The organism is Luteimonas pelagia, from assembly GCF_054776035.1.
Window position 1 is genome coordinate 160,839 of record NZ_BAAHCG010000002.1, and the last position, 22,547, is coordinate 183,385.

Annotated in this window: 21 protein-coding genes and 5 tRNA genes; 23 read left to right on the top strand and 3 right to left on the bottom strand. The window is 70.9% G+C overall.

Annotated elements, in window-relative coordinates:
- Positions 1-52 precede the first annotated feature (52 nt).
- The 3 genes from ACYU7H_RS05800 to ACYU7H_RS05810 are packed head-to-tail and all read left to right on the top strand — an operon-like array spanning position 53 to position 2,225.
- Positions 53-1,330, top strand: a complete 1,278-nt coding sequence (locus tag ACYU7H_RS05800; RefSeq protein WP_460813217.1) for a YihY family inner membrane protein — start codon at positions 53-55, stop codon at positions 1,328-1,330.
- Positions 1,327-1,953 carry a TlpA family protein disulfide reductase gene (locus ACYU7H_RS05805; RefSeq protein ID WP_460813218.1) on the top strand — a complete coding sequence of 209 codons (627 nt, stop codon included), beginning with the start codon at positions 1,327-1,329 and terminating at the stop codon, positions 1,951-1,953. Before ACYU7H_RS05800 ends, ACYU7H_RS05805 begins: the two co-directional genes overlap by 4 nt.
- A complete protein-coding gene (locus tag ACYU7H_RS05810) occupies positions 1,953-2,225 on the top strand; it encodes an acylphosphatase (RefSeq protein ID WP_460813219.1) in 273 nt (90 codons plus the stop codon). The genes ACYU7H_RS05805 and ACYU7H_RS05810 overlap by 1 nt, the downstream gene beginning before the upstream one ends.
- An 8-nt stretch (positions 2,226-2,233) precedes the next feature.
- Here the strand turns inward: ACYU7H_RS05810 and moaB are convergent, their stop codons facing one another.
- Genes moaB through hemA form a run of 3 tightly spaced genes read right to left on the bottom strand, consistent with a single transcriptional unit; the run spans position 2,234 to position 5,278 of the window.
- Positions 2,234-2,758: a molybdenum cofactor biosynthesis protein B gene (gene moaB / locus ACYU7H_RS05815; protein ID WP_460813220.1), complete on the bottom strand. Its 525-nt coding sequence runs from the start codon at positions 2,756-2,758 to the stop codon at positions 2,234-2,236.
- 40 nt (positions 2,759-2,798) lie between these two features.
- Positions 2,799-3,884, bottom strand: a complete 1,086-nt coding sequence (prfA, locus tag ACYU7H_RS05820) for a peptide chain release factor 1 (RefSeq protein WP_460813221.1) — start codon at positions 3,882-3,884, stop codon at positions 2,799-2,801.
- Positions 3,881-5,278: a glutamyl-tRNA reductase gene (gene hemA, locus ACYU7H_RS05825; protein ID WP_460813222.1), complete on the bottom strand. Its 1,398-nt coding sequence runs from the start codon at positions 5,276-5,278 to the stop codon at positions 3,881-3,883. Before hemA ends, prfA begins: the two co-directional genes overlap by 4 nt.
- A 120-nt stretch (positions 5,279-5,398) precedes the next feature.
- Here hemA and ACYU7H_RS05830 point away from each other — a divergent pair, with 120 nt between their 5' ends.
- The 20 genes from ACYU7H_RS05830 (at position 5,399) to rpoB (ending at position 22,538) form a co-directional block, all read left to right on the top strand.
- Complete coding sequence (locus tag ACYU7H_RS05830) at positions 5,399-7,030, top strand: tetratricopeptide repeat protein (RefSeq protein WP_460813958.1); 1,632 nt, start codon at positions 5,399-5,401, stop codon at positions 7,028-7,030.
- 1 nt (position 7,031) lies between these two features.
- Positions 7,032-7,682 (top strand): lipoprotein insertase outer membrane protein LolB, encoded by a 651-nt coding sequence (gene lolB, locus ACYU7H_RS05835; protein ID WP_460813223.1) that lies wholly within the window; start codon positions 7,032-7,034, stop codon positions 7,680-7,682.
- Complete coding sequence (gene ispE / locus ACYU7H_RS05840; protein WP_460813224.1) at positions 7,679-8,584, top strand: 4-(cytidine 5'-diphospho)-2-C-methyl-D-erythritol kinase; 906 nt, start codon at positions 7,679-7,681, stop codon at positions 8,582-8,584. The genes lolB and ispE overlap by 4 nt, the downstream gene beginning before the upstream one ends.
- Before the next feature lie 15 nt (positions 8,585-8,599).
- Positions 8,600-8,676, top strand: a tRNA-Gln gene (locus ACYU7H_RS05845).
- 47 nt (positions 8,677-8,723) lie between these two features.
- Positions 8,724-9,683 carry a ribose-phosphate diphosphokinase gene (locus tag ACYU7H_RS05850; protein WP_460813960.1) on the top strand — a complete coding sequence of 320 codons (960 nt, stop codon included), beginning with the start codon at positions 8,724-8,726 and terminating at the stop codon, positions 9,681-9,683.
- Between the two features lie 118 nt (positions 9,684-9,801).
- Complete coding sequence (locus ACYU7H_RS05855) at positions 9,802-10,500, top strand: 50S ribosomal protein L25/general stress protein Ctc (RefSeq protein WP_460813225.1); 699 nt, start codon at positions 9,802-9,804, stop codon at positions 10,498-10,500.
- A gap of 118 nt (positions 10,501-10,618) precedes the next feature.
- Complete coding sequence (gene pth, locus ACYU7H_RS05860; protein ID WP_460813226.1) at positions 10,619-11,200, top strand: aminoacyl-tRNA hydrolase; 582 nt, start codon at positions 10,619-10,621, stop codon at positions 11,198-11,200.
- A gap of 49 nt (positions 11,201-11,249) precedes the next feature.
- Positions 11,250-12,341 carry a redox-regulated ATPase YchF gene (gene ychF, locus ACYU7H_RS05865; protein ID WP_460813227.1) on the top strand — a complete coding sequence of 364 codons (1,092 nt, stop codon included), beginning with the start codon at positions 11,250-11,252 and terminating at the stop codon, positions 12,339-12,341.
- 147 nt (positions 12,342-12,488) lie between these two features.
- Positions 12,489-12,574, top strand: a tRNA-Tyr gene (locus tag ACYU7H_RS05870).
- Positions 12,575-12,647: 73 nt separating this feature from the next.
- Positions 12,648-12,721: transfer RNA gene (locus tag ACYU7H_RS05875), tRNA-Gly, on the top strand.
- 38 nt (positions 12,722-12,759) lie between these two features.
- Positions 12,760-12,835, top strand: a tRNA-Thr gene (locus ACYU7H_RS05880).
- A 60-nt stretch (positions 12,836-12,895) separates the two neighbouring features.
- Positions 12,896-14,086, top strand: a complete 1,191-nt coding sequence (tuf, locus tag ACYU7H_RS05885) for an elongation factor Tu (RefSeq protein ID WP_460813228.1) — start codon at positions 12,896-12,898, stop codon at positions 14,084-14,086.
- Between the two features lie 180 nt (positions 14,087-14,266).
- Positions 14,267-14,342: transfer RNA gene (locus ACYU7H_RS05890), tRNA-Trp, on the top strand.
- A 19-nt stretch (positions 14,343-14,361) separates the two neighbouring features.
- Positions 14,362-14,742 carry a preprotein translocase subunit SecE gene (gene secE / locus ACYU7H_RS05895; RefSeq protein ID WP_460813229.1) on the top strand — a complete coding sequence of 127 codons (381 nt, stop codon included), beginning with the start codon at positions 14,362-14,364 and terminating at the stop codon, positions 14,740-14,742.
- A gap of 38 nt (positions 14,743-14,780) precedes the next feature.
- Entirely contained in the window at positions 14,781-15,365 is a 585-nt protein-coding gene (gene nusG / locus ACYU7H_RS05900) for a transcription termination/antitermination protein NusG (protein WP_460813961.1), read from the top strand.
- A gap of 112 nt (positions 15,366-15,477) precedes the next feature.
- Positions 15,478-15,906 (top strand): 50S ribosomal protein L11, encoded by a 429-nt coding sequence (gene rplK / locus ACYU7H_RS05905; RefSeq protein ID WP_460813230.1) that lies wholly within the window; start codon positions 15,478-15,480, stop codon positions 15,904-15,906.
- 4 nt (positions 15,907-15,910) lie between these two features.
- Complete coding sequence (gene rplA, locus ACYU7H_RS05910) at positions 15,911-16,612, top strand: 50S ribosomal protein L1 (RefSeq protein ID WP_460813231.1); 702 nt, start codon at positions 15,911-15,913, stop codon at positions 16,610-16,612.
- A 497-nt stretch (positions 16,613-17,109) separates the two neighbouring features.
- A complete protein-coding gene (rplJ, locus tag ACYU7H_RS05915; RefSeq protein ID WP_460813232.1) occupies positions 17,110-17,634 on the top strand; it encodes a 50S ribosomal protein L10 in 525 nt (174 codons plus the stop codon).
- A 64-nt stretch (positions 17,635-17,698) separates the two neighbouring features.
- A complete protein-coding gene (rplL, locus tag ACYU7H_RS05920) occupies positions 17,699-18,076 on the top strand; it encodes a 50S ribosomal protein L7/L12 (RefSeq protein WP_460813233.1) in 378 nt (125 codons plus the stop codon).
- A 295-nt stretch (positions 18,077-18,371) separates the two neighbouring features.
- Entirely contained in the window at positions 18,372-22,538 is a 4,167-nt protein-coding gene (gene rpoB, locus ACYU7H_RS05925) for a DNA-directed RNA polymerase subunit beta (RefSeq protein ID WP_460813234.1), read from the top strand.
- Positions 22,539-22,547 lie beyond the last annotated feature (9 nt).

Genomic DNA, 22,547 nt, shown 5'->3' on the forward strand with positions numbered 1-22,547 from the left:
GGCCGGCGCACCGTTGCGCCCGGCGCCCGCACCATCGGTTACCCTCCGCCCGATGCGTCCCCAGCCCTTCATCGAACGGTGGAGCGAACTCGCGCGCGACCGCGCGCGGACGGGCTCGTTCTTCCGCTTCCTCTGGACGCGTTTCCTCGACGACCGCCTGTTCGAGGCGGCCGGTGCGCTCGCCTACACGACGGTGTTCGCGCTGGTGCCGCTGGCGATGGTCGTGTTCGCCGTGCTGTCGGCCTTCCCCGCGTTCGATGCGCTCGCCGCGCAGCTGAGCGCCTACGTCTTCTCCAACTTCGTGCCGAGTTCGGCCAGCCAGGTCGAGCAGTACATCTTCGCGATCATCGATCCCGGCAAGCGGGGGCAACTGACCGCCGCGGGCGTGATCGCGCTGGTGGTGTCCGTGCTGATCACGCTGGGCAGCGTCGAGGCGGCGTTCAACCGCATCTGGCGCGTGCGGGCGCCCCGGCCGAGCTTCGGCCGGTTCCTCGTGTACTGGACGGTGCTCACCCTGGGCGCGCTGGTCGCCGCCTCGTCGCTCGCGCTGTCCACGCAGCTGTTCGCGCTGGAAGTGTTCTCGACCCAGCCGGGTCAGGCCATCGAGTCGCTGATGCTGCGGTTCGCCCCGGTCGCGATCGAACTGCTCGCATTCACCGCCATCTACCGCACCGTGCCGCACCGGACGGTGCACTGGCGCCACGCGTTCGCGGGCGCGCTGCTGGCCGTGGTGCTGTTCGAGGTGGTGAAGGGCAGCCTGGGGCTGTTCGTGGGCAACTTCCCGGCCTACAGGGTGTACGGGACGCTGGCCGCGATCCCCATCTTCCTGCTGTGGATCTTCCTGGGCTGGGTGGTCATCCTGCTGGGTGCCTCGCTGGCGTCGTCGCTGTCGGCCTTCCGCTACCAGCCGGCGACCATGCGCCTGCCCGAGGGCTACGAGCTCTACGGCATCCTGCGCATGCTCGGCCGGTTCTCCCAGGCGCGCGCGCGCGGCGAGGGCCTGCACAGCGACGACATCCAGCGCATGGAGCCGATGCTCACCGACGCGCTGATCCAGCAGCTGCTGGCGCAGCTGGAGGACATCCGGCTGCTCAGCCGCGCCGAGTCGGGCGAGTGGATCCTGTCGCGCGACCTGGACGACCTGAGCCTCGCGGAACTGTACGAGACGTGCGGGCTGCGGATCCCGATCGCCGAGGCGCACCTGCCGTGCCGGAACGATCCGCTCGGCCATGCCGCCGTCGAGGCGCTGGACGAACTGCGCGTGCCGCTGCGCACACTGCTCAAGCGCCGCGTCGGCGGCATCTACGAGGACCTTGGAACCACGCCATGACCGATCGGAAGCCCTGGATGCCGGCGCCACTCCTGCTGCTCATGCTGGTCCTTTCCGCATGCGGCGGCGACCGCCCGGCCGCGACGGAGGACGCCGCCGGGGCGGCCGCCTCCGGCGCCGCCGCGCCTGCCGACACCACCGTGCCCGCGCCGTCCGCGGACGCGCCGGCGGCCGACGCGTCACCGCCGGCGCTGCGCGTGGAGACGCTCGACCACGGCGTGTTCGACCTGCGCGACCAGGCCGGGCGCTGGGTCGTGGTGAACTTCTGGGCCACGTGGTGCGCGCCCTGCCTGAAGGAGATGCCCGAACTCTCGGCGCTCGACGCGATGCGCGAGCACGTCGTGGTGGTGGGGCTGGCCTACGAGGAGATCGACGTCGCCGCGATGCGCGCGTTCCTCGAGGCGCGACCGGTCGTCTATCCCGTCGCCATCGTCGACGTGTACGACCCGCCGGCCGACTTCGAGACGCCCCGCGGCCTGCCGATGACCTACCTCCTCGCGCCGGACGGCACGGTGGCGAAGCGGTTCCTGGGTCCGGTGACGGCGGCCGAGGTCGAGGCGGCGATCGCGGCGGCCGGTGGGCCCGCGGTTCCCGCCGGACAGGGCGAAGCCGCGGCTGGCTGATGGACGCGGGCGCGCGCTTCCTCGTGTCCGGTCGCGTGCAGGGCGTGTTCTTCCGCGCCTCGACCCGCGAGCGGGCGCAGGCCCTCGGCCTGCGCGGCCGGGCGCTGAACCTGCCGGACGGCCGGGTGGAGGTGGTCGCCGCCGGCGACGCGGCCGCCCTCGACGCGCTCGCGGCCTGGCTCGCCGAGGGGCCGCCGAGTGCGCGGGTGGACAGCGTGACGCGCGAGGCCATCGAACCGGCCGACGTCGCGGCGGGGTTCTCGACCGGCTGACGCCGGCGCTATTCCTTCAGGCGCGGGCGGAGCTGCGCGAGGTTGCAGGGCCGGGTCCGCGCGTCCAGTTGCGCGCGGATGATCCGCTCCCACGCGGTGCGGCACGCGCCGGTGGAGCCGGGCAGCGCGAACAGGAACGTCCCGTTCGCCAGGCCGGCGAACGCGCGCGACTGCAGCGTGCTCGTGCCGATCTCCTCGAAGCTCAGCGCACGGAACAGCTCGCCGAATCCGGGCATCTGCTTGTCGAGCAGCGGGACCAGCGCCTCGGGGGTGGAATCGCGCCCCGTGAAGCCCGTGCCGCCGGTCACCAGGATGCCGTCCACCGCCGGGTCGGCGATCCACGCGGACACTTCCGCGCGCAGGCGGTAGCGGTCGTCCGGCAGCAGCGCGCGTGCGTGCAGGTGGTGGCCCGCCTCGACCAGGGCGTTGGCGAGGAAGTCGCCCGAGGTGTCCTGCGCGACGGTGCGCGTGTCCGACACCGTCAGCACGCACAGCGAGAGCGGGAGGAAGGCCGTGTCGGCGTCGTTGGTCATGGCGCGGGTCCCATCGCCGCAGTGTAGGCGCGCCGCCGGCTCACTGCCCGGCGGACAGGCGCGCCAGCGCGTCGGCCTGGTCCTCGCGCGCGAGCCGGTCCACCAGCGGCTCCAGCGCACCCTCGAGGACGTCTGGCAGGTCGTAGAGGGTGAGGCCCTCGACGCGGTGGTCGGTGATGCGCCCCTGCGGGAAGTTGTAGGTGCGGATCCGCTGGCTGCGGTCGCCGCTGCCGACCTGCAGCTTGCGCTCCGCCGCCTGCGCCGCGTCGCGCCGCGCGATCTCGGCATCGACGAGCATCGCCTGCAGGCGCTTCATCGCCTTGTCGCGGTTCGCGTGCTGGCTGCGCTCGGTCTGCGACTCGACGACCAGTCCGGAGGGCAGGTGGGTGATGCGGATCGCCGAGTCGGTCTTGTTGACGTGCTGGCCACCCGCGCCCGACGAGCGGAACGTGTCCACGCGCAGGTCCGCGGGATTGAGGTCGACGGCGACCTCGCTCGGGTCCTCGGCGATGATCGCGACCGTCGCGGCCGAGGTGTGGATGCGACCCTGCGATTCGGTCGCGGGCACGCGCTGCACGCGGTGGGTGCCCGATTCGTACTTCAGCCGCGAGTAGGCGCCGTCGCCGACCACGCGGGCGACGATCTCCTTGTACCCGCCGTGCTCTCCGGGGTTCGCGGACTCGACCTCGACCTTCCAGCCGTTGCGCTCGGCGAACCGCGAATACATCCGGAACAGGTCGCCGGCAAAGATGGCCGCCTCGTCCCCGCCCGCGCCGGCGCGCACCTCGAGGTACAGGTTGCCGTCGTCGCGCGGGTCGCGCGGCACCAGGTGCGCCATGAGCTCGGCGTCCAGGGACTCGAGCCGGGTGCGCGCGGCCGCGATCTCCTCCTCGGCGAGCGCGCGCAGTTCCGGGTCGTCGCGCATCGCCTCGGCGGCGGCGAGGTCGCGGCGCACGCGCGTCTCCTCGGCGATTGCGTCGGCCACCGGGCCGAGGCGCGCGAACTCGCGCGAGAGGGCGCGGAACCGCTCGGCGTCCGCGGCGACGGCCGGCTCGGCGAGCAGGCGCTCGAGCTCCTCGCGGCGCTCCGCCAGCGCCTCGAGCTTGCGACGAAGCCCGGGCGTCACGCCGGGGGATCCCGGCGGTCGGCGTCCAAGGTCGCGTCCGCGGCCGGATCCGGCGCGCCGTCGGCCGGATGCACGTCGAGCTGCTCCGCATCGGCGGGGAACAGGCGTTCGGCGGCGCGGGCCAGTTCGCCGTCGCCGCGCAGCGCGGCGTCGCGCAGCGCGGTGGTCGGCGCGTGCAGCAGGCGGTTGGTCAGCAGGCGCGCGAACTGGTCGAGGACCTCGGCGGGGTCGCGACCGGCCGCGAGCTGCTGGCGGGCACGCGCGAGCACGGCGTCGCGCGTGCGCTCGCCGTGCGCACGGAGCTGGCGCAGGGGTGCGAGCCGCTGGCCGGCGTTGAGCGATTCCATGAACCGCCCCGCCTGCAGGTCGATGATCGATTCGGCTTCCGCGGCGGCCTCGCGGCGGCCGCGGCGGTTGTCCTCGACCGCGCGCTCGAGGTCGTCGACCGTGTAGAGGAAGGCGTCGCGCAACCCGGCGACCGCCGGTTCGACGTCGCGCGGCACGGCCAGGTCGAGCAGCAGCATCGGGCGGTGGCGGCGGCGGGCGAGGGCCTCGGCCACGTGGGCGGCGGCGATCACCGGTTCGCGGCTGGCGGTGGCCGAAAGGACCACGTCCGCCTCTTCCAGGTGGCGGGGCAGTGCGTCGAGCGGCAGCGCCACGCCGCCGTGGCGGGACGCGAGTTCCTGCGCATGGGCGAGCGTGCGATTCGCCACCAGCAACCGGCGGATGCCGCCCTCGCGCAGGTGGCGCGCGGCGAGTTCGATGGTTTCGCCCGCGCCGACGAGCAGGGCGGTGGACTCGGGCAGCGGCGCGAACGACTCGCGCGCCAGTCGCACGGCGGCCGACGCGACCGACACCGGGTTGGCGCCGATCCGCGTGGCCGTGCGCGCGCGCTTGGCTGTGGCGAACGCGTGCTGGAACAGCCTGTCGAGGTGCCCGCCCAGCGTGCCGGCGCCGCGCGCGGCGAGCCAGGCGTCCTTGACCTGCCCGAGGATCTGCGGCTCGCCCAGCACCAGCGAATCCAGCCCGGTGGCGACGCGGAACAGGTGGCGGACCGCGTCCTCGTCGCTGTGCCGGTAGAGATACGCGTCGAGGGGCGCGGACGCGTCGCCGCCGGGGCGGCCCGCGTTGCCGAGCCAACGGGCGAGCGCGACGTCGCCGGCGTCGGCCAGCGCGTAGAGCTCGGTCCGGTTGCAGGTGGACAGCAACGCGACCTCGCGCACGCCCTCGAGCGCGCGCAGCGACGCCAGCGCCACCGGCACGGCTTCCCCGGCGATCGCCACCTGTTCGCGCAGGTCGACAGGCGCGGTCTGGTGGTTGATGCCGAGGACGTGCAGGCGGGCGCGGCGGGCGTCGGAGCCGGACGGCTCCAGGCTGGCGGGGGCGCCACTCATCAGTTCAGGGGCGTGCGCTAAGCTGGCCGGATGTCGAAGGACCGCCATTCTACCGGCCCCGCACGGGTGCCACGCCCGCGGACGGGTTGGCCGCTGGCCGCCGTGCTCATGTCCGCGTGCATGGTCGTGCCGGGCCTCGCCGGCGCCGCCGACGACCCCGTGCCCGCGCCGGCCCCGAAGGCGGTGATCGAGGCCGGCCTCGCCGGCGAATTCGCCCTCCAGGCGGGCAAGCTGGACGATGCCGCGCGCTGGTACCTGGCCGCCGCGCGCGGCGCGGAAGGCGACGCGGCACTCGCCGCGCGCGCGAGCCGGATCGCGCTGCTCGCCGACGACGATGCGCTCGCGGCCGACGCCGTCGCGCTATGGAAGGCGCGCGCCCCGGATTCGATCCACCTGCAGGCGGCCGAAGCGATCCTCGCGCTGCGGCGCGGGCAGGAGGCCACCGCGCGGCGGGCGTTGCTCGCGCTCGTCCGCCGCCCGGACGACGGCTGGCGGCACGCACTGGTGGCCTTGAGCAGCGGCAGCCGCGACATGGCGCTCGCCGGGCGCGTGCTGTCCGCGATCGTCGAGGCGCGCGCGGTCCCGGACCAGCTCCAGGCCTGGCTGGCCTACGGCGGCCTGGCGCAGCAGCTCGACCAGCCGGCGCTCGCCGAGCGGATCGTGGCGATCGTGGTCGAGCGCTTCCCGGACGAACCGCGCGTGGCGCTCCTGCGTGCCAGCCAGTTGCGCGAGGCCGGTCGCCGGGACGACGCGCTGGCGACGCTCGCGGCCCTGGAGTCGTCGGCCGGCGGCACCGAGTCTCTGCGGATGTCGCTCGCGGCCGAATACGAGGGCCTGGGCGAGCCCGGCAGGGCGGCGGCCGTGCTGGCGCGCGGACCGCAGGACGAGTCGACGCTGGGCCTGCGCGCCGCGCTGCTGGCGCAGGCGGAGGATCGCGACGGTCTCGCCGATCTCTACGCGACGCTGCAGGAAGGATCGACGGACCCGGATCCGCAGCGCCGGCTGCTGCTCGGGCAGGTCGCCGAATTCCTCGAGCGCCTCGGGGAGGCGCTGCGGTGGTACGACAGCGTCGCGGGCGGTCCCCAGCGCCTGCAGGCGCGGCTGCGGACGGCGAACGTCCTGAACGAACTCGACCGTGCCGACGAGGCCATGGACACGCTCCACGCGCTGCAGGCGGATGCCGAGGCGCACGAGGGAGCGCGCCGCGACGCCTACCTGCTCGAGGCCGAGCTGCATCGCGACGCGGGGGACGCCGAGGCGGAAATCGCGACGTACGCGCGCGGCCTGGCCGCCTATCCCGACGACAGCGCGCTGCTGTACGGCCGCGCCCTGGCGTGGGAACGGCGAGACGACATCGCGCGCGCCGAGGCGGACCTGCGCAGGATCCTGGTGGCCGAACCCGACAACGTCGCCGCGCTCAACGCGCTGGGCTACACGCTCACCGACCGCACCGACCGCCACGAGGAAGCGCTCGAGCTGATCGACCGCGCGCGCGTCGCCGAACCGGGCAACGCCGCGATCATCGACAGCTACGGGTGGGTGCTCTACCGGCTGGGGCGGCACGAGGACGCGCTGGTCGAGCTGCGGCGTGCGTTCGCGCTGCAGAAGGACGCCGAGATCGCCGCGCACGTGGCGGAAGTGCTCTGGGTCCTGGGGCGCCGCGACGAGGCGCGGGAGTGGTTCGATCGCGCCCGTGGCATCGATCCCGAGAACCGCGCGCTGCGCCGCGCGCTCGAACAGACCGGAGCGTGACATGACCCGATGGCAACTTTCCAAGGCCGCCGCGGTGGCCCTCGTCCTGCTGCTGTCGGCCTGCGCCGGACGACCGGTTCGCGAGGCGCCGCCCGTCGCCCCAGGCGAGGCCGAGGCACGGCAGGCAGCCCGCGAGGCCGGCCTGCGCGCCGACGGCGACTGGTCGCTGGCCGGGCGGGTCGCGCTCACCAATGGCGAGCGGGGCGGCAGCGGGCGGCTGGACTGGCGGCAGGCCGGCGACACGGCCGAAGTGGCGCTGTCGGCGCCGGTGACCCGGCAGAGCTGGCGCCTGCGCGACGGGCCGTCGGGCGCCGTGATCGAAGGGCTGGAAGGCGGGCCGCGCCAGGGGCCGGACGCGGGGCGCCTGCTGCTGGAGTCGACCGGCTGGGACATCCCGGTCGAGGCCCTGCCGTCGTGGCTGCGCGGCGTGCGTGCCGAAGGCGAGCCGGCGCGGATGGAATTCGGCGCCGACGGCCGGCTGGCGGTGCTCGAACAGGCGGGCTGGCGGATCACGTTCGACCGCTGGGGCCTGCCGGAGGGCGCACCCGGCGGAACGGACGGGCCGGCGATGCCCCACCGGATCGAGGCCACCCGGGGCGCGGCGCGCGTGCGCCTGCTGGTCGACGCCTGGGGCGACGGCGCGGCGCGATGAGCGCGGCGGGGGACGGCGCCGGCTGGAGCACGTGGCCGGCCCCGGCCAAGCTCAACCTCTTCCTGCGGATCGTCGGCCGCCGGGCCGATGGCTACCACCGGCTGCAGACCGTCTTCCGCCTGCTCGAATGGGGCGACACGGTTCGCCTGCGGGTGCGCAGGGACGGCCGGATCGTGCGCGTGGGCGCGGGCGCGCCCGGCGTGGCGGCCGCGGACGACCTCGCCGTGCGCGCCGCAGAATTGCTTCGATCGGAAGCGAAATGCCCCCAAGGCGTGGATATCGTCGTCGAAAAAATGATTCCGGCCGGGCGGGGCTTCGGTGGCGGCTCCTCCGACGCGGCCACCGTGCTCCGCGCGCTGGACCGGCTCTGGGGCTGCCGCCTCGGCGTCGACCGGCTCGCGGGCCTGGGCTTGGCGCTGGGCGCCGACGTGCCGGTCTTCGTCCGGGGCGGGAACGCCTGGGCCGAGGGCGTGGGGGAGGTGCTTCGGCCCGTCGCGCTGCCGCCGGCCTGGTACCTGCTGGTCGATCCCGGCGTGCACAGCGCGACCGGTGCGCTGTTCCAAACCCCTGAATTGACGCGGGATGCAGCCCCCGCGACAATAGCGGACTTCGTTTCCGGTGCCGTCTCGGACAATGCGTTCGAGCCGTTGCTGCGCCGCCGCGAACCGGCCGTCGAGGCCGCCTTCGAGGCCCTGGCGCGCGTCGGCACGCCGCAGCTGACCGGCACCGGCAGCGGATGCTTCGTCGCGTTCGATTCGCGCGACGCGGCGGAATCGGCGCTCGCGGCCCTGCCGCGCGGCGTCGACGCATGGATTGCGGCCGGCGCCACGCGCTCGCCATTGCTCGACGCCCTCGCGTCGTTCGATGCGGGTGCCGGCGGCGGGAACCGGCTCCCCGGTTGAGGGCGCCCGCACCGGAGGGGCGTCGCCAAGAGGTCCAAGGCACCGGGTTTTGATCCCGGCATTCGCAGGTTCGAATCCTGCCGCCCCTGCCACCCCAGCAGCATCCCCCCGCCACGGTCAGAGCGCAGCGGTCATGAGCATCCCCGAAGATCGAAACCTGCTGGTATTCACCGGCAACGCGAACCGCCCGCTCGCCGAGGCCGTGTGCAAGCAGCTTGGCACGCGACTGGGCAAGGCGCTGGTCGGCCGCTTCTCCGATGGCGAGGTGCAGGTCGAGATCGAGGAGAACGTCCGCCGGCAGGAAGTGTTCGTCCTGCAGCCGACCTGTGCGCCCAGCGCCGAGAACCTGGTCGAGCTGCTGGTGCTGATCGACGCGCTCAAGCGCGCCTCGGCCGCCAGCGTGACCGCGGTGGTGCCGTACTTCGGCTACGCCCGGCAGGACCGCCGCCCGAGGTCTGCACGCGTGCCGATCACCGCCAAGGTCGCGGCGAGCATGTTCACCGCGGTGGACACCGATCGCGTGCTCACGGTGGACCTGCACGCGGACCAGATCCAGGGCTTCTTCGACCTGCCGGTCGACAACGTGTACGCCTCGCCGCTGCTGCTCGCCGACATCTGGCGCGCGCACGGCACCGACAACCTGATCGTGGTCAGCCCGGACGTGGGCGGCGTGGTGCGCGCCCGCGCGATCGCCAAGCGCCTGGACGACGCGGACCTGGCGATCATCGACAAGCGCCGCCCGAAGGCGAACGTGGCCACGGTCATGAACATCATCGGCGACGTCGCCGGCAAGACCTGCGTGCTGGTCGACGACATCGTCGACACCGCCGGCACCCTGTGCGCCGCGGCGGGCGCGCTCAAGGCGCACGGCGCCACCAAGGTCGTCGCCTACTGCACCCACCCGGTGCTGTCGGGCAAGGCGATCGAGAACATCTCCGGTTCGTCGCTGGACGAACTGGTGGTCACCGACACCATCCCGCTGTCGGACGCGGCGCGCGCCAGCGGCCGCATCCGCCAGCTGAGCGTGGCCGAACTGCTCGCCGAGACGATCCGCCGGATCGCGTTCGGCGAATCGGTCAGCTCGCTCTACGTCGACTGACCCCGAATCCGCGCCGCAGGGCCCAGGCCCGCGGCGCGACCACCGGCTCACCTGGTCGCGGGTGAGTCACCGATGCCGCCGCGAGGCGGCCCAAGCAAGCAACAGCGAGTAACAAGCAATGGCAACCGAACACACCATCCAGGCCACCGGCCGCAGCGACGAGGGGAAGGGTGCGAGCCGCCGCCTGCGTCGCGCCGGCCAGATCCCGGCCGTCGTCTACGGCGGAAAGGGCGACCCGCGCAGCATCCAGCTCGACCACGAGAAGACCTGGCTGGCCAGCCAGAACGAGTGGTTCTACTCGTCGATCCTGACGCTCGACGTCGAGGGCAAGTCCGAGCAGGTGCTCCTGCGCGACATGCAGCGCCACCCGTACAAGCAGCTGATCATGCACCTGGACTTCCAGCGCGTGGACGCCAACCAGGCGATCCGCACCTCGGTCCCGCTGCACTTCCTCAACGAGGACAAGTCGCCGGCCGGCAAGGCCGCGGACGTGGTCATCACCCACGAGCTCAACGAGGTCCACGTCAGCTGCCTGCCGAAGGACCTGCCGGAGTTCATCGAGATCGACCTGGCCGACTTCAAGCTGGGCGACATCGTCCACCTGTCGGAGCTGAAGCTGCCGAAGGGCGTCGAGATCCCCGAGTTGAAGCTGGGCAAGGAGCACGACGTCGCCGTGGTCGTGGCCAAGGCCGGCCGCGTCGAGGCCGACGAGGAGGCCCCGGCCGCCGAGGCCGCGTCCGCCGAGGTGCCGGCCGCCAAGGTCGACGCCGACGAGGCGGGCGAGGGCGACGCGGCGTCGGACGCCGAGGAGAAGTGATCGTCCGCTAGCGGACGATCATCCCGAGCGAAGCGAGGGATCCGCTCCAGCCGCCGCACGGCCCCCAGGCCCCCGCGGCGGCACGACGGACACCCCTCGCACCGCCCGGCCCACCGCGATGGAAGGACTCCGACTCGTCGTCGGGCTGGGCAATCCCGGCCCCGAGCATGCCAGGACCCGGCACAACGCCGGGTTCTGGCTTGTGGACGCCCTCGCCGAGGCGCAGGGCGGCCGCTTCGGGCTGGATTCGAAGCTGTTCGGCGAGACCTGCAAGGTCGACGTCGGCGGGCGGCCGGTCTGGCTGCTCAAGCCGGCGACCTTCATGAACCTCTCCGGCAAGTCGGTCTGCGCGGCGCTGCGCTATTTCAAGATCGAGCCGGAACAGGCGCTGCTGGCGCACGACGACCTGGACCTGCCGCCCGGCGCGGCGCGGCTCAAGTTCGACGGCGGCCACGGCGGCCAGAACGGCCTGCGCGACACGATGCGCCTGCTGGGCCACGGCCGCTTCCACCGGCTGCGCATCGGCATCGGCCATCCGGGCCACAAGGACCGGGTCACCCCGTGGGTGCTCGGGCGCCCGGGGCGCGACGACGAGGCCGCGATCCTGCGCGCCGTCGACGACGCGCTCGCGGTGCTGCCGCTGGCGGTGGCCGGCGATTTCAACGAGGCGATGAAGCGGCTGCACACGCCGCGCGCCTGACACACACGCGGGGCGGCCCCGGCCGACCCGCCCGATGGAGCAAGGCCCCATGGGCATCAAATGCGGCATCGTCGGCCTGCCCAACGTCGGCAAGTCGACCCTGTTCAACGCGCTGACCAAGGCGGGCATCGCCGCGGCGAACTTCCCGTTCTGCACGATCGAGCCGAACGTGGGCGTGGTGCCCGTGCCGGACCCGCGGCTCGCCGAGCTGGCCGACATCGCGAAGCCTCAGAAACTCATCCCGACGGCGATGGAGTTCGTCGACATCGCCGGCCTGGTCGCGGGCGCGGCCAGCGGCGAGGGGCTGGGCAACAAGTTCCTGGCGCACATCCGCGAGGTCGACGCGATCGCCCACGTGGTGCGCTGCTTCGAGCACGGGGACATCGTCCACGTCTCGGGCAAGGTCGATCCCCTGTCGGACATCGACACCATCGACACCGAACTGGCGCTGGCGGACCTGGAGTCGGTGGAGAAGGCGCTCGCCCGCGCCGAGCGCTCGGCCAAGAGCGGCGACAAGGACGCGAAGGTCCGGGCCGAGGTGCTCGGCCGGGTCCGCGAGGGCCTGGACGCCGGCCGCCCGGCGCGCGCGCTCGAGCTGTCCGACGAGGACCGCGCGGAGCTGCGCGACCTCTTCCTGCTGACCCTCAAGCCGGTCATGTACGTGGCCAACGTCCTGGAGGACGGTTTCGAGGGCAACCCGCACCTGGAGGCGGTGCGGGAGCGCGCGAAGGCCGAAGGCGCCGAGGTGGTGCCGGTGTCGGCCGCCATCGAGGAGGAGCTGTCGGAGCTGGAAGACGCCGACCGGGACGCGTTCCTCGCCGACCTGGGCCTGGACGAGCCCGGGCTGAACCGGGTCATCCGCGCCGCCTACCGGCTGCTCGGCCTGCAGACCTACTTCACGGCCGGCCCGAAGGAGGTCCGCGCCTGGACCGTGAAGGCCGGCTCGACCGCGCCGCAGGCCGCGGCGGTCATCCACACCGATTTCGAGAAGGGCTTCATCCGCGCCGAGACGATCGCGTTCGAGGACTACGTCCGCTACCGCGGCGAGGCGGGTGCCCGGGACGCCGGCAAGCTCCGCCTGGAGGGCAAGGAGTACCGCGTCCGCGAGGGCGACGTCCTCCACTTCCGCTTCAACGTCTGAACAGGGGGCGGGGCACGCCGCTCGCGGTGCCCCGGCCGTCGCGCGCCGTTGACAGGGATCGCGGGGCACGCCAAAATCGCGGGCTGTTTCTCTCCGGCAGCCATGCCCCGGTCGATCCGGGCCAGGCAGGGCGGGGAAGGACGATCCGGAGGGATACCCAAGCGGCCAACGGGGGCAGACTGTAAATCTGCTGGCTTACGCCTTCGGTGGTTCGAATCCACCTCCCTCCACCAGTTCCAACACCGTCCGGCCCACCAACCGGACGGCGCGACACCCAGGCGGTCACGCCGGCGCAAGCCGGGCGGCGCGGGAGTAGTTCAATGGTAGAACCTCAGCCTTCCAAGCTGATGGTGCGGGTTCGATTCCCGTCTCCCGCTCCATTGATCCCGCGACGCGGACGCCGCCAGGCACAACACACGCTCACGTAGCTCAGTCGGTAGAGCACTTCCTTGGTAAGGAAGAGGTCGATGGTTCGATTCCATTCGTGAGCACCATTCCCGCCGCGGCATCGCCACACGCCGCGGCACCGCCCCAAACGACATCGAGACGCAGCCATGGCAAAGGGTAAGTTCGAGCGCACCAAGCCCCACGTGAACGTGGGCACGATCGGTCACGTTGACCACGGCAAGACGACGCTGACGGCGGCGCTGACGAAGGTGGGCGCGGAGCGTTTCGGCGGCGAGTTCAAGGACTACTCGGCGATCGACGCGGCGCCGGAGGAGAAGGCGCGCGGGATCACGATCTCGACGGCGCACGTGGAGTACGAGAGCCCGTCGCGCCACTACGCGCACGTGGACTGCCCGGGCCACGCCGACTACGTGAAGAACATGATCACGGGTGCGGCGCAGATGGACGGCGCGATCCTGGTGTGCTCGGCCGCTGACGGTCCGATGCCGCAGACGCGCGAGCACATCCTGCTGGCCCGCCAGGTGGGCGTGCCGTACATCGTGGTCTACCTGAACAAGGCGGACATGGTGGACGACGCCGAGCTGCTGGAGCTGGTGGAGATGGAAGTCCGCGAGCTGCTGAGCAAGTACGAGTTCCCGGGCGACGACACCCCGATCGTGAAGGGTTCGGCGCTGAAGGCGCTGGAAGGCGACCAGTCGGAGATCGGCGTGCCGTCGATCATCGCGCTGGTGGAGGCGCTGGACAGCTGGATCCCGGAGCCGGAGCGCGACATCGACAAGGCGTTCCTGATGCCGGTCGAGGACGTGTTCTCGATCTCTGGCCGCGGCACGGTGGTGACGGGCCGCATCGAGCGCGGCGTGATCAAGGTGGGCGACGAGATCGAGATCGTGGGCATCCGCCCGACGACCAAGACGACGGTCACCGGCGTCGAGATGTTCCGCAAGCTGCTGGACCAGGGCCAGGCGGGCGACAACGCGGGCCTGCTGCTGCGCGGCACCAAGCGTGACGACGTGGAGCGCGGCCAGGTGCTGTGCAAGCCGGGTTCGATCACCCCGCACACGGAGTTCGAGGGCGAGGTGTACGTGCTGTCGAAGGACGAGGGTGGCCGCCACACGCCGTTCTTCAAGGGTTACCGCCCGCAGTTCTACTTCCGCACGACGGACATCACCGGCGCGGTGACGCTGCCGGAGGGCACCGAGATGGTGATGCCGGGCGACAACGTGAAGATGAAGGTCGAGCTGATCAACCCGATCGCGATGGAAGAGGGCCTGCGCTTCGCGATCCGCGAGGGTGGCCGCACGGTCGGCGCCGGCGTGGTGGCGAAGATCCTCAAGTGACCTCCCGGCGCGGCCGGGAGGTCATCCCCGCGAAGGCGGGGATCCACCTCCGGCGGCGCCAGGAAGCAGCCCGCGGTTGATCCGGCGCGAGCGCAGGATAACCCCGGGGGAGTGCCGGAACAGGCGAGGGCGGCGGAGGCCGCCGTCGCCGTTTCGGGGAAAACGAAAAACCGAACACGTACGCCAGTAGCTCAATTGGCAGAGCAGCGGTCTCCAAAACCGCAGGTTGGGGGTTCGAGTCCCTCCTGGCGTGCCACACCGGAATGCGAGAACGGATGAACAGCAAGGTCGAACAGCCCGGCGGCGCCGCCCCCGGTGGCGACGCGGTCAAGTACGCGGTCGCGCTGCTGTGCGTGATCGGCGGCCTGTTCGCGTTCTACTGGTTCCAGCAGTGGCCGACGGCGCTGCGGGTCGTGGCCGTGGTCGCGGGCCTGGTGGCCGGCGCGGCGGTCTTCCTGACCAGCTTCAAGGGCGCGCAGACGCGCGAGTTCCTGTCCGAGTCGCGCTTCGAGCTGCGCAAGGTGGTCTGGCCGACCCGGCAGGAGGCGATGCGCACGACGTGGGTCGTGATCATCGCGGTGGTGGTGATCGCGCTGCTGCTGGGCGTGTTCGACTGGTTCATCAAGCTGGGCGTGTCGGCCCTGCTCGGCAGCTGACGGAGTACGCGGGTTCGATGGAAACGCAACAGGACAACATGCCGCAGGACGCGAACGCCGGTGCCGGCAAGCGCTGGTTCGTGGTGCACGCGTACTCGGGCTTCGAGAAGTCGGTGGCGCAGGCGCTGCGCGACCGCATCGCGCGCGAGGGCATGCAGGACCGCTTCGGCGACGTGCTGGTGCCGACCGAGGAAGTGGTGGAGATGCGCTCCGGCCAGAAGCGCCGTTCCGAGCGCAAGTTCTTCCCCGGCTACGTGCTGGTGCAGATCGCCACGCATGACGAAGGCGCCATCCCGCGCATCGACAGCGAGTGCTGGCACCTGATCAAGGAAACGCCGAAGGTGATGGGCTTCATCGGCGGCACCGCCGACCGGCCGCTGCCGATCGCCGACCACGAGGCCGACGCGATCCTCAACCGCGTGCAGGAAGGCGTCACCAAGCCGCGCCCGAAGGTGCTGTTCGAGCCGGGCGAGATGGTCCGCGTCACCGATGGCCCGTTCAACGACTTCAACGGCGTGGTCGAGGAAGTCAACTACGAGAAGAGCCGCCTGCGCGTGGCGGTGCTGATCTTCGGCCGGTCCACGCCGGTCGAGCTGGAATTCGGCCAGGTCGAAAAAGCCTGATAAGGGCAGGCCTGACCGCACACCCGCCGGGGCGGAGCGCCCGCCACGGCACTGACGCGAGGAGCCCCGCAGCCGATGGCGTGCAGGCGCAAGCACTCGCAGGAGCAATCACATGGCTAAGAAAGTCGTCGGTTACATCAAGCTGCAGGTCAAGGCCGGCCAGGCCAACCCGTCGCCGCCCGTGGGCCCCGCCCTCGGCCAGCGCGGCCTGAACATCATGGAGTTCTGCAAGGCGTTCAACGCCGCCACGCAGAAGCTCGAGCCCGGCCTGCCGATCCCGGTGGTCATCACCGCGTACTCGGACCGCACCTTCACCTTCGTCACCAAGACGCCGCCGGCGTCGATCCTGCTGAAGAAGGCGGTGGGCATCCAGTCCGGTTCCAAGCGCCCGAACACCGAGAAGGTGGGCAAGGTCACCCGCAAGCAGCTCGAGGACATCGCCAAGGCGAAGGAACCCGACCTGACCGCGGCCGACCTGGACGCAGCGGTGCGCACGATCGCGGGCTCGGCCCGTTCCATGGGCCTGGTGGTGGAGGGTTAAGACGATGGCGATGACCAAGCGACAGAAGTCGATCAAGGCGGCCGTCGAGCCGGGCAAGGCCTACGCCATCGACGAGGCCCTGAAGATCATCAAGGACAACAGCAAGGCGAAGTTCACCGAGGCGGTCGACGTCGCGGTGCGCCTGGGCGTGGACGCGCGCAAGTCGGACCAGCAGGTCCGCGGCTCGACCGTGCTGCCGGAAGGCACCGGAAAGACCGTCCGCGTGGCGGTGTTCTGCCCGGCGGGCGCCAAGGCCGACGAGGCCCTGGCCGCCGGCGCGGACATCGTGGGCATGGACGACCTGGCCGAGAAGATGCAGGCCGGCGACCTGAACTACGACGTCGTGATCGCCACCCCGGACGCCATGCGCGTGGTCGGCAAGCTCGGCCAGGTGCTCGGCCCGCGCGGCCTGATGCCGAACCCGAAGGTCGGCACCGTGTCCCCGAACCCGGGCGAGGCGGTGAAGAACGCCAAGGGCGGCCAGGTGCGCTACCGCACCGACAAGGCCGGCATCATCCACTGCACGATCGGCAAGGCCGACTTCGACGCCGAGAAGCTGAAGTCGAACCTGCACGCGCTGCTGGCGGACCTGGTCAAGGCCAAGCCGGCGACCGCGAAGGGCCAGTACCTGCAGAAGATCGCGCTGAGCTCGACGATGGGCCCGGGCGTGACGATCGACCAGTCGAGCCTTTCGCTGAACAAGTGACCTCGCGACGACGCGAGGTCATCCCGGGCGAAGCGAGGGATCCGCTTCAGCGCTAGGCCAACGCAGGCAAGCGCGACAGCAGGTTCTTCGTTCCACTCGGAACGACATTCGATGGGTTCCGGCACCGGCGGCCAGCCGCCATGACCGGGACGGAAAATTTTGAGGGCATCGCCGAGGCTCGCGCCGACGCGATCGCCGTCAAAGACCGCAGGTGCGGTCCGGACGCGACGACGACGGGCACGGAAGCTCGGAATGGCATGGAACCGCCGTCGCCGCCCAGCCGGGTCGCTTAATCGCTCCGCGAGGACGACCTGCGTAGATGGTGCCCACCCTCCGGGATCGAAGGATCCGGGAACGGCCACCGCAAGGGATGCCCCCGGGCATCCCGGCGCCGAAGGAACGGCGTCGCCCATGGTCCATCCCGGCTGGAGCCGGGATGGCGTCGAAGGAAGCCCCGCCGCCGGCGTGCCGATGGCGGGATCCGATAGAGGAATGCAATGGCTCTCAATCTGACCCAGAAGCAGGAAGTCGTTGCCGAACTGGCCGAGGTCGCCGGCAAGGCGCACTCGCTGGTCGCCGCGGAGTACGCGGGTCTGTCGGTCGGTCAGCTGACCGACATGCGCAAGAAGGCCCGCGAGTCGGGCGTGTTCCTGAAGGTTGCGAAGAACACGCTGGTCTCGCGCGCAGTGGAGAACACCGATTACGCGGTCGTGAAGGACGCGCTGACCGGTCCGCTGCTCTACGCCTTCTCGCAGGAGGACCCCGGCGCCGCCGGACGCCTGATCAAGGAGTTCGCCAAGTCGAACGACAAGCTGAAGCCGCGCCTGGTGTCGCTGGGCGGGCAGATGTACCCGGGGTCCCACGTGGACTTCCTGGCGTCGCTGCCCACCCGTGACGAAGCGCTGTCGATGCTGCTCAGCGTCATGGTGCAGCCGGCCACGCAGCTCGTGCGCCTGCTCAGCGAACCGGCCTCGCAGGTCACCCGCGTCATCAACGCGGCGGGCCAGGCGAAGGCGGCCTGACACCAGTTCGGTCAACCGTTTCCGAATCATTCGTATCCAATCCAGATAACCGAGGTAAATCACGATGTCCCTTTCCAACGAGCAGATCATCGAAGCGATCGCCGGCAAGACCCTCGTCGAGGTCATGGAGCTGGTGAAGGCGATGGAAGAGAAGTTCGGCGTCTCCGCGGCCGCCCCGGTCGCCGTCGCCGCCGCCCCGGCTGCCGGCGCCGCCGCCGCCGCCGAGGAGCAGACCGAGTTCACCGTCGTCCTGAAGGCCGCCGGCGAGAAGAAGGTCGAGGTCATCAAGGTCGTCCGCGCCGTCACCGGCCTGGGCCTGAAGGAGGCCAAGGACCTGGTCGAAGGCGCCCCGAAGGACGTCAAGGAAGGCCTGCCGAAGGCCGACGCCGAGAAGATCAAGAAGGATCTCGAGGCCGCCGGCGCCACCGCCGAGCTGAAGTAAGCGGTCCCCGCGCCGCCGGCATCCGCCGGCGGCGCCCACCGGGGTCGGGGGCGAATGCCCCCGGCCTTCGGTCGTTGCAGAGCGTCACGAAAACCCAACCGAGTTGGTAGTTGGAAGCAGAGGCAGAGGGCGTGCGGGTGCCGGCAATACCCGCGGCTTCCAACTGACAGTTCCCCTTCCGGGGGATGCGCGACACCAGGCACCAGGACCGGCCACCGGCCGGCTCGTCCACGCCGGCCACCGCCGGCCGTCCGCCAGGGACGCGCGTACCCCGCACTAGAGAGGCGGCAGCCCCATGAGCAAAGCGTCCACGACCTATTCCCTCACCGAGAAGAAGCGCATCCGCAAGGACTTCGGCAAGCGCCGGTCCATCCTCGAGGTGCCCTTCCTGCTCGCGATCCAGGTCGATTCCTACCGTGAGTTCCTGCAGGAGCACGCCGCGCCGAACAAGCGCGAGGACCGTGGCCTGCACGCCGCGCTGAAGTCGGTCTTCCCGATCTCCAGCTACAGCGGCAACGCGGCGCTGGAGTACGTGAGCTACAAGCTGGGCGAGCCGGCCTTCGACGAGCGCGAGTGCCGCCAGCGCGGCATGAGCTACGGCGCGCCGCTGCGCGTGACCGTGCGCCTGGTGATCTACGACCGCGAGTCGTCGAGCAAGGCCATCAAGTACGTGAAGGAGCAGGAGGTCTACATGGGCGAGATCCCGCTCATGACCGACAACGGCACCTTCATCGTCAACGGCACCGAGCGCGTCATCGTCAGCCAGCTGCACCGCAGCCCGGGCGTGTTCTTCGACCACGACCGCGGCAAGACGCACAGCTCGGGCAAGCTGCTGTACAGCGCCCGCATCATCCCCTACCGCGGCTCGTGGCTGGACTTCGAGTTCGATCCGAAGGACGCGCTGTTCACCCGCATCGACCGCCGCCGCAAGCTGCCGGTCAGCGTGCTGCTGCGCGCGCTGGGCTACTCCAACGAGGAGATGCTCAACGAGTTCTTCGAGATCAACACCTTCCACGTCGACCCGACCGAGGGCGTGCAGCTCGAGCTGGTGCCCGAGCGCCTGCGCGGCGAGACGCTGGACTTCGACCTGGCCGACGGCGACAACGTCATCGTCGAGGCCGGCAAGCGCATCACCGCGCGCCACGTGAAGCAGCTCGAGGCCTCCGGCATCGAGGCGCTGGCGGTGCCCGACGCGTACCTGGTCGGCCGCATCCTGTCGCACGACGTGGTCGACGCGAACACCGGCGAGCTGGTCGCCTCGGCCAACGACGAGATCACCGAGGACCACCTCGAGGCCTTCCGCAAGGCCGGCATCGACGCGGTCGGCACCCTGTGGGTGAACGACCTGGACCGCGGCGCGTACCTGTCCAACACCCTGCGCATCGACGCGACCAAGACCCAGCTCGAGGCCCTGGTCGAGATCTACCGGATGATGCGCCCGGGCGAGCCGCCCACCAAGGACGCCGCGCAGAACCTGTTCCACAACCTGTTCTTCACCTTCGACCGCTACGACCTGTCGTCGGTCGGCCGGATGAAGTTCAACCGCCGCATCGGCCGCAAGGAAACCGTGGGCGCCTCGGTGCTGTACGACCAGCGCTACTTCGCCGAGCGCAAGGACGAGGAGTCGGTCGCCCTGCGCGAGCAGTACGGCGAGGGCTCCGACATCCTCGACGTGATCAAGGTGCTGACCGAGATCCGCAACGGCCGCGGCACCGTGGACGACATCGACCACCTGGGCAACCGCCGCGTGCGCAGCGTCGGCGAGATGGCCGAGAACGTGTTCCGCGTGGGCCTGGTCCGCGTCGAGCGCGCGGTCAAGGAGCGCCTGTCGATGGCCGAGGCCGACGGCCTCACCCCGCAGGACCTCATCAACGCCAAGCCCGTGGCCGCCGCGATCAAGGAGTTCTTCGGCTCCTCGCAGCTGTCGCAGTTCATGGACCAGAACAACCCGCTGTCGGAGGTCACCCACAAGCGCCGCGTCTCGGCGCTCGGCCCGGGCGGCCTGACCCGCGAGCGCGCGGGCTTCGAGGTCCGCGACGTCCACCCGACCCACTACGGCCGCGTCTGCACCATCGAGACGCCTGAAGGCCCGAACATCGGCCTGATCAACTCGCTGGCCGTGTTCGCGCGCACCAACCAGTACGGTTTCCTGGAGACGCCGTACCGCAAGGTCGTGGACGGCAAGGTCACCGACGACGTCGAGTACCTGTCGGCGATCGAGGAGAACGAGTACGTCATCGCCCAGGCGAACGCCACGCAGGACGACAAGGGCCGCCTGACCGCCCAGTTCGTCGCCTGCCGCTTCCAGGGCGAGTCGCTGCTCAAGCCGCCGAGCGAAGTCGACTTCATGGACGTCTCGCCGATGCAGACCGTGTCGGTCGCCGCGGCGCTGGTGCCGTTCCTCGAGCACGACGACGCCAACCGCGCGCTGATGGGCGCGAACATGCAGCGCCAGGCCGTGCCGACGCTGCGTGCCCAGAAGCCGCTGGTCGGCACCGGCATCGAGCGCGCCGTGGCGCGCGACTCGGGCGTGACCGTGAACGCGCGGCGCGGCGGCGTGATCGAGCAGATCGACGCGGCCCGCATCGTGGTCAAGGCCAACGACGACGAGATCTCCGGCGACACCGACGCCGGCGTCGACATCTACAACCTGATCAAGTACACGCGTTCCAACCAGAACACCTGCATCAACCAGCGTCCGCTGGTGAGGGTGGGCGACGTGGTGGCGCGCGGCGACGTGCTGGCCGACGGTCCGTCGACGGACATCGGCGAGCTCGCGCTCGGCCAGAACATGCTGGTCGCGTTCATGCCGTGGAACGGCTACAACTTCGAGGACTCGATCCTGCTCTCCGAGCGGGTGGTCGAGGAGGATCGCTACACGACGATCCACATCGAGGAACTGACCGCGGTCGCGCGCGACACCAAGCTCGGCCCGGAGGAGATCTCCGCCGACATCCCGAACGTGTCCGAACAGGCCCTGGGCCGCCTGGACGAGTCGGGCGTGGTGTTCATCGGCGCCGAGGTGCGCGCCGGCGACATCCTGGTCGGCAAGGTCACGCCGAAGGGCGAGTCGCAGCTGACCCCGGAGGAGAAGCTGCTGCGCGCGATCTTCGGCGAGAAGGCGTCCGACGTGAAGGACAGCTCGCTGCGCGTGCCGCCGGGCATGGACGGCACCGTCATCGACGTGCAGGTCTTCACCCGCGACGGCATCGAGAAGGACAAGCGCGCGCGGCAGATCGAGGAGTCCGAGATCCGCGACGTCAAGAAGGACTTCGACGACCAGTTCCGGATCCTCGAGGCGGCGATCTACGACCGCCTGCGCGGCCAGCTGCTCGGCAAGGTCGCCAGCGGCGGCCCGGGCGTGAAGAAGGGCGAGACCGTCACCAGCCTGGTCCTCGACGGCCTGGCCCGGAAGGACTGGTTCTCGCTGCGCATGAAGGACGAGGACGCGGCCGAGGCGCTGGAGCGCGCGCAGAAGCAGATCGAGGTCCACAAGGCCGAGTTCGAGCGCCGCTTCGCCGACAAGCGCGGCAAGATCACCGCGGGCGACGACCTCGCCCCGGGCGTGCTGAAGATGGTCAAGGTGTTCCTGGCCGTGAAGCGCCGCATCCAGCCGGGCGACAAGATGGCCGGCCGCCACGGCAACAAGGGCGTCATCTCCACGATCGTGCCGGTCGAGGACATGCCCTACATGGCCGACGGCGAGACCGTGGACATCGTCCTCAACCCGCTGGGCGTGCCGAGCCGAATGAACATCGGCCAGATCCTCGAGACGCACCTGGGCTGGGCCGCCAAGGGCCTGGGCCGGAAGATCCAGCGGATGCTCGAGGCGCAGGCGAAGGTCACCGAGCTGCGCAAGCTGCTCGACGACATCTACAACCACGATGCGTCGATGGCCGGCCAGCGCGTGGACCTCAAGCAGTTCAGCGACGAGGAGCTGCTGGCGCTGGCGCGCAACCTGACCGACGGCGTGCCGATGGCCACGCCGGTGTTCGACGGCGCCGCGGAGTCCGAGATCAAGGCGATGCTGAAGCTGGCGGACCTGCCCGAGGGCGGCCAGGCACGGCTGTTCGACGGCCGCACCGGCGAGGCGTTCGAGCGCCCGGTGACCGTGGGCTACATGCACATGCTGAAGCTCAACCACCTGGTCGACGACAAGATGCACGCGCGTTCCACCGGCCCGTACTCGCTGGTCACCCAGCAGCCGCTGGGCGGCAAGGCGCAGTTCGGCGGCCAGCGCTTCGGCGAGATGGAAGTCTGGGCGCTGGAGGCCTACGGCGCGGCGTACACCCTGCAGGAAATGCTGACCGTCAAGTCGGACGACGTGCAGGGCCGCAACCAGATGTACAAGAACATCGTCGACGGCGAGTACGAGATGGTGGCCGGCATGCCGGAGTCCTTCAACGTGCTGGTGAAGGAAATCCGCTCGCTCGGCATCAACATGGAACTGGAGGAGCACTGAGGCGGGAAC

Coding starts and splice junctions, on each gene's coding strand:
- rplJ (WP_460813232.1), top strand. CDS start 17,110: ATGGCTCTCAATCTGACCCAGAAGCAGGAAGTCGTTGCCGAACTGGCC.
- tuf (WP_460813228.1), top strand. CDS start 12,896: ATGGCAAAGGGTAAGTTCGAGCGCACCAAGCCCCACGTGAACGTGGGC.
- ACYU7H_RS05800 (WP_460813217.1), top strand. CDS start 53: ATGCGTCCCCAGCCCTTCATCGAACGGTGGAGCGAACTCGCGCGCGAC.
- ACYU7H_RS05810 (WP_460813219.1), top strand. CDS start 1,953: ATGGACGCGGGCGCGCGCTTCCTCGTGTCCGGTCGCGTGCAGGGCGTG.
- hemA (WP_460813222.1), bottom strand. CDS start 5,278: ATGAGTGGCGCCCCCGCCAGCCTGGAGCCGTCCGGCTCCGACGCCCGC.
- secE (WP_460813229.1), top strand. CDS start 14,362: ATGAACAGCAAGGTCGAACAGCCCGGCGGCGCCGCCCCCGGTGGCGAC.
- rplA (WP_460813231.1), top strand. CDS start 15,911: ATGGCGATGACCAAGCGACAGAAGTCGATCAAGGCGGCCGTCGAGCCG.
- ychF (WP_460813227.1), top strand. CDS start 11,250: ATGGGCATCAAATGCGGCATCGTCGGCCTGCCCAACGTCGGCAAGTCG.
- ispE (WP_460813224.1), top strand. CDS start 7,679: ATGAGCGCGGCGGGGGACGGCGCCGGCTGGAGCACGTGGCCGGCCCCG.
- rplL (WP_460813233.1), top strand. CDS start 17,699: ATGTCCCTTTCCAACGAGCAGATCATCGAAGCGATCGCCGGCAAGACC.
- ACYU7H_RS05855 (WP_460813225.1), top strand. CDS start 9,802: ATGGCAACCGAACACACCATCCAGGCCACCGGCCGCAGCGACGAGGGG.
- moaB (WP_460813220.1), bottom strand. CDS start 2,758: ATGACCAACGACGCCGACACGGCCTTCCTCCCGCTCTCGCTGTGCGTG.
- nusG (WP_460813961.1), top strand. CDS start 14,781: ATGCCGCAGGACGCGAACGCCGGTGCCGGCAAGCGCTGGTTCGTGGTG.
- ACYU7H_RS05805 (WP_460813218.1), top strand. CDS start 1,327: ATGACCGATCGGAAGCCCTGGATGCCGGCGCCACTCCTGCTGCTCATG.
- lolB (WP_460813223.1), top strand. CDS start 7,032: ATGACCCGATGGCAACTTTCCAAGGCCGCCGCGGTGGCCCTCGTCCTG.
- pth (WP_460813226.1), top strand. CDS start 10,619: ATGGAAGGACTCCGACTCGTCGTCGGGCTGGGCAATCCCGGCCCCGAG.
- rplK (WP_460813230.1), top strand. CDS start 15,478: ATGGCTAAGAAAGTCGTCGGTTACATCAAGCTGCAGGTCAAGGCCGGC.
- rpoB (WP_460813234.1), top strand. CDS start 18,372: ATGAGCAAAGCGTCCACGACCTATTCCCTCACCGAGAAGAAGCGCATC.
- ACYU7H_RS05830 (WP_460813958.1), top strand. CDS start 5,399: ATGGTCGTGCCGGGCCTCGCCGGCGCCGCCGACGACCCCGTGCCCGCG.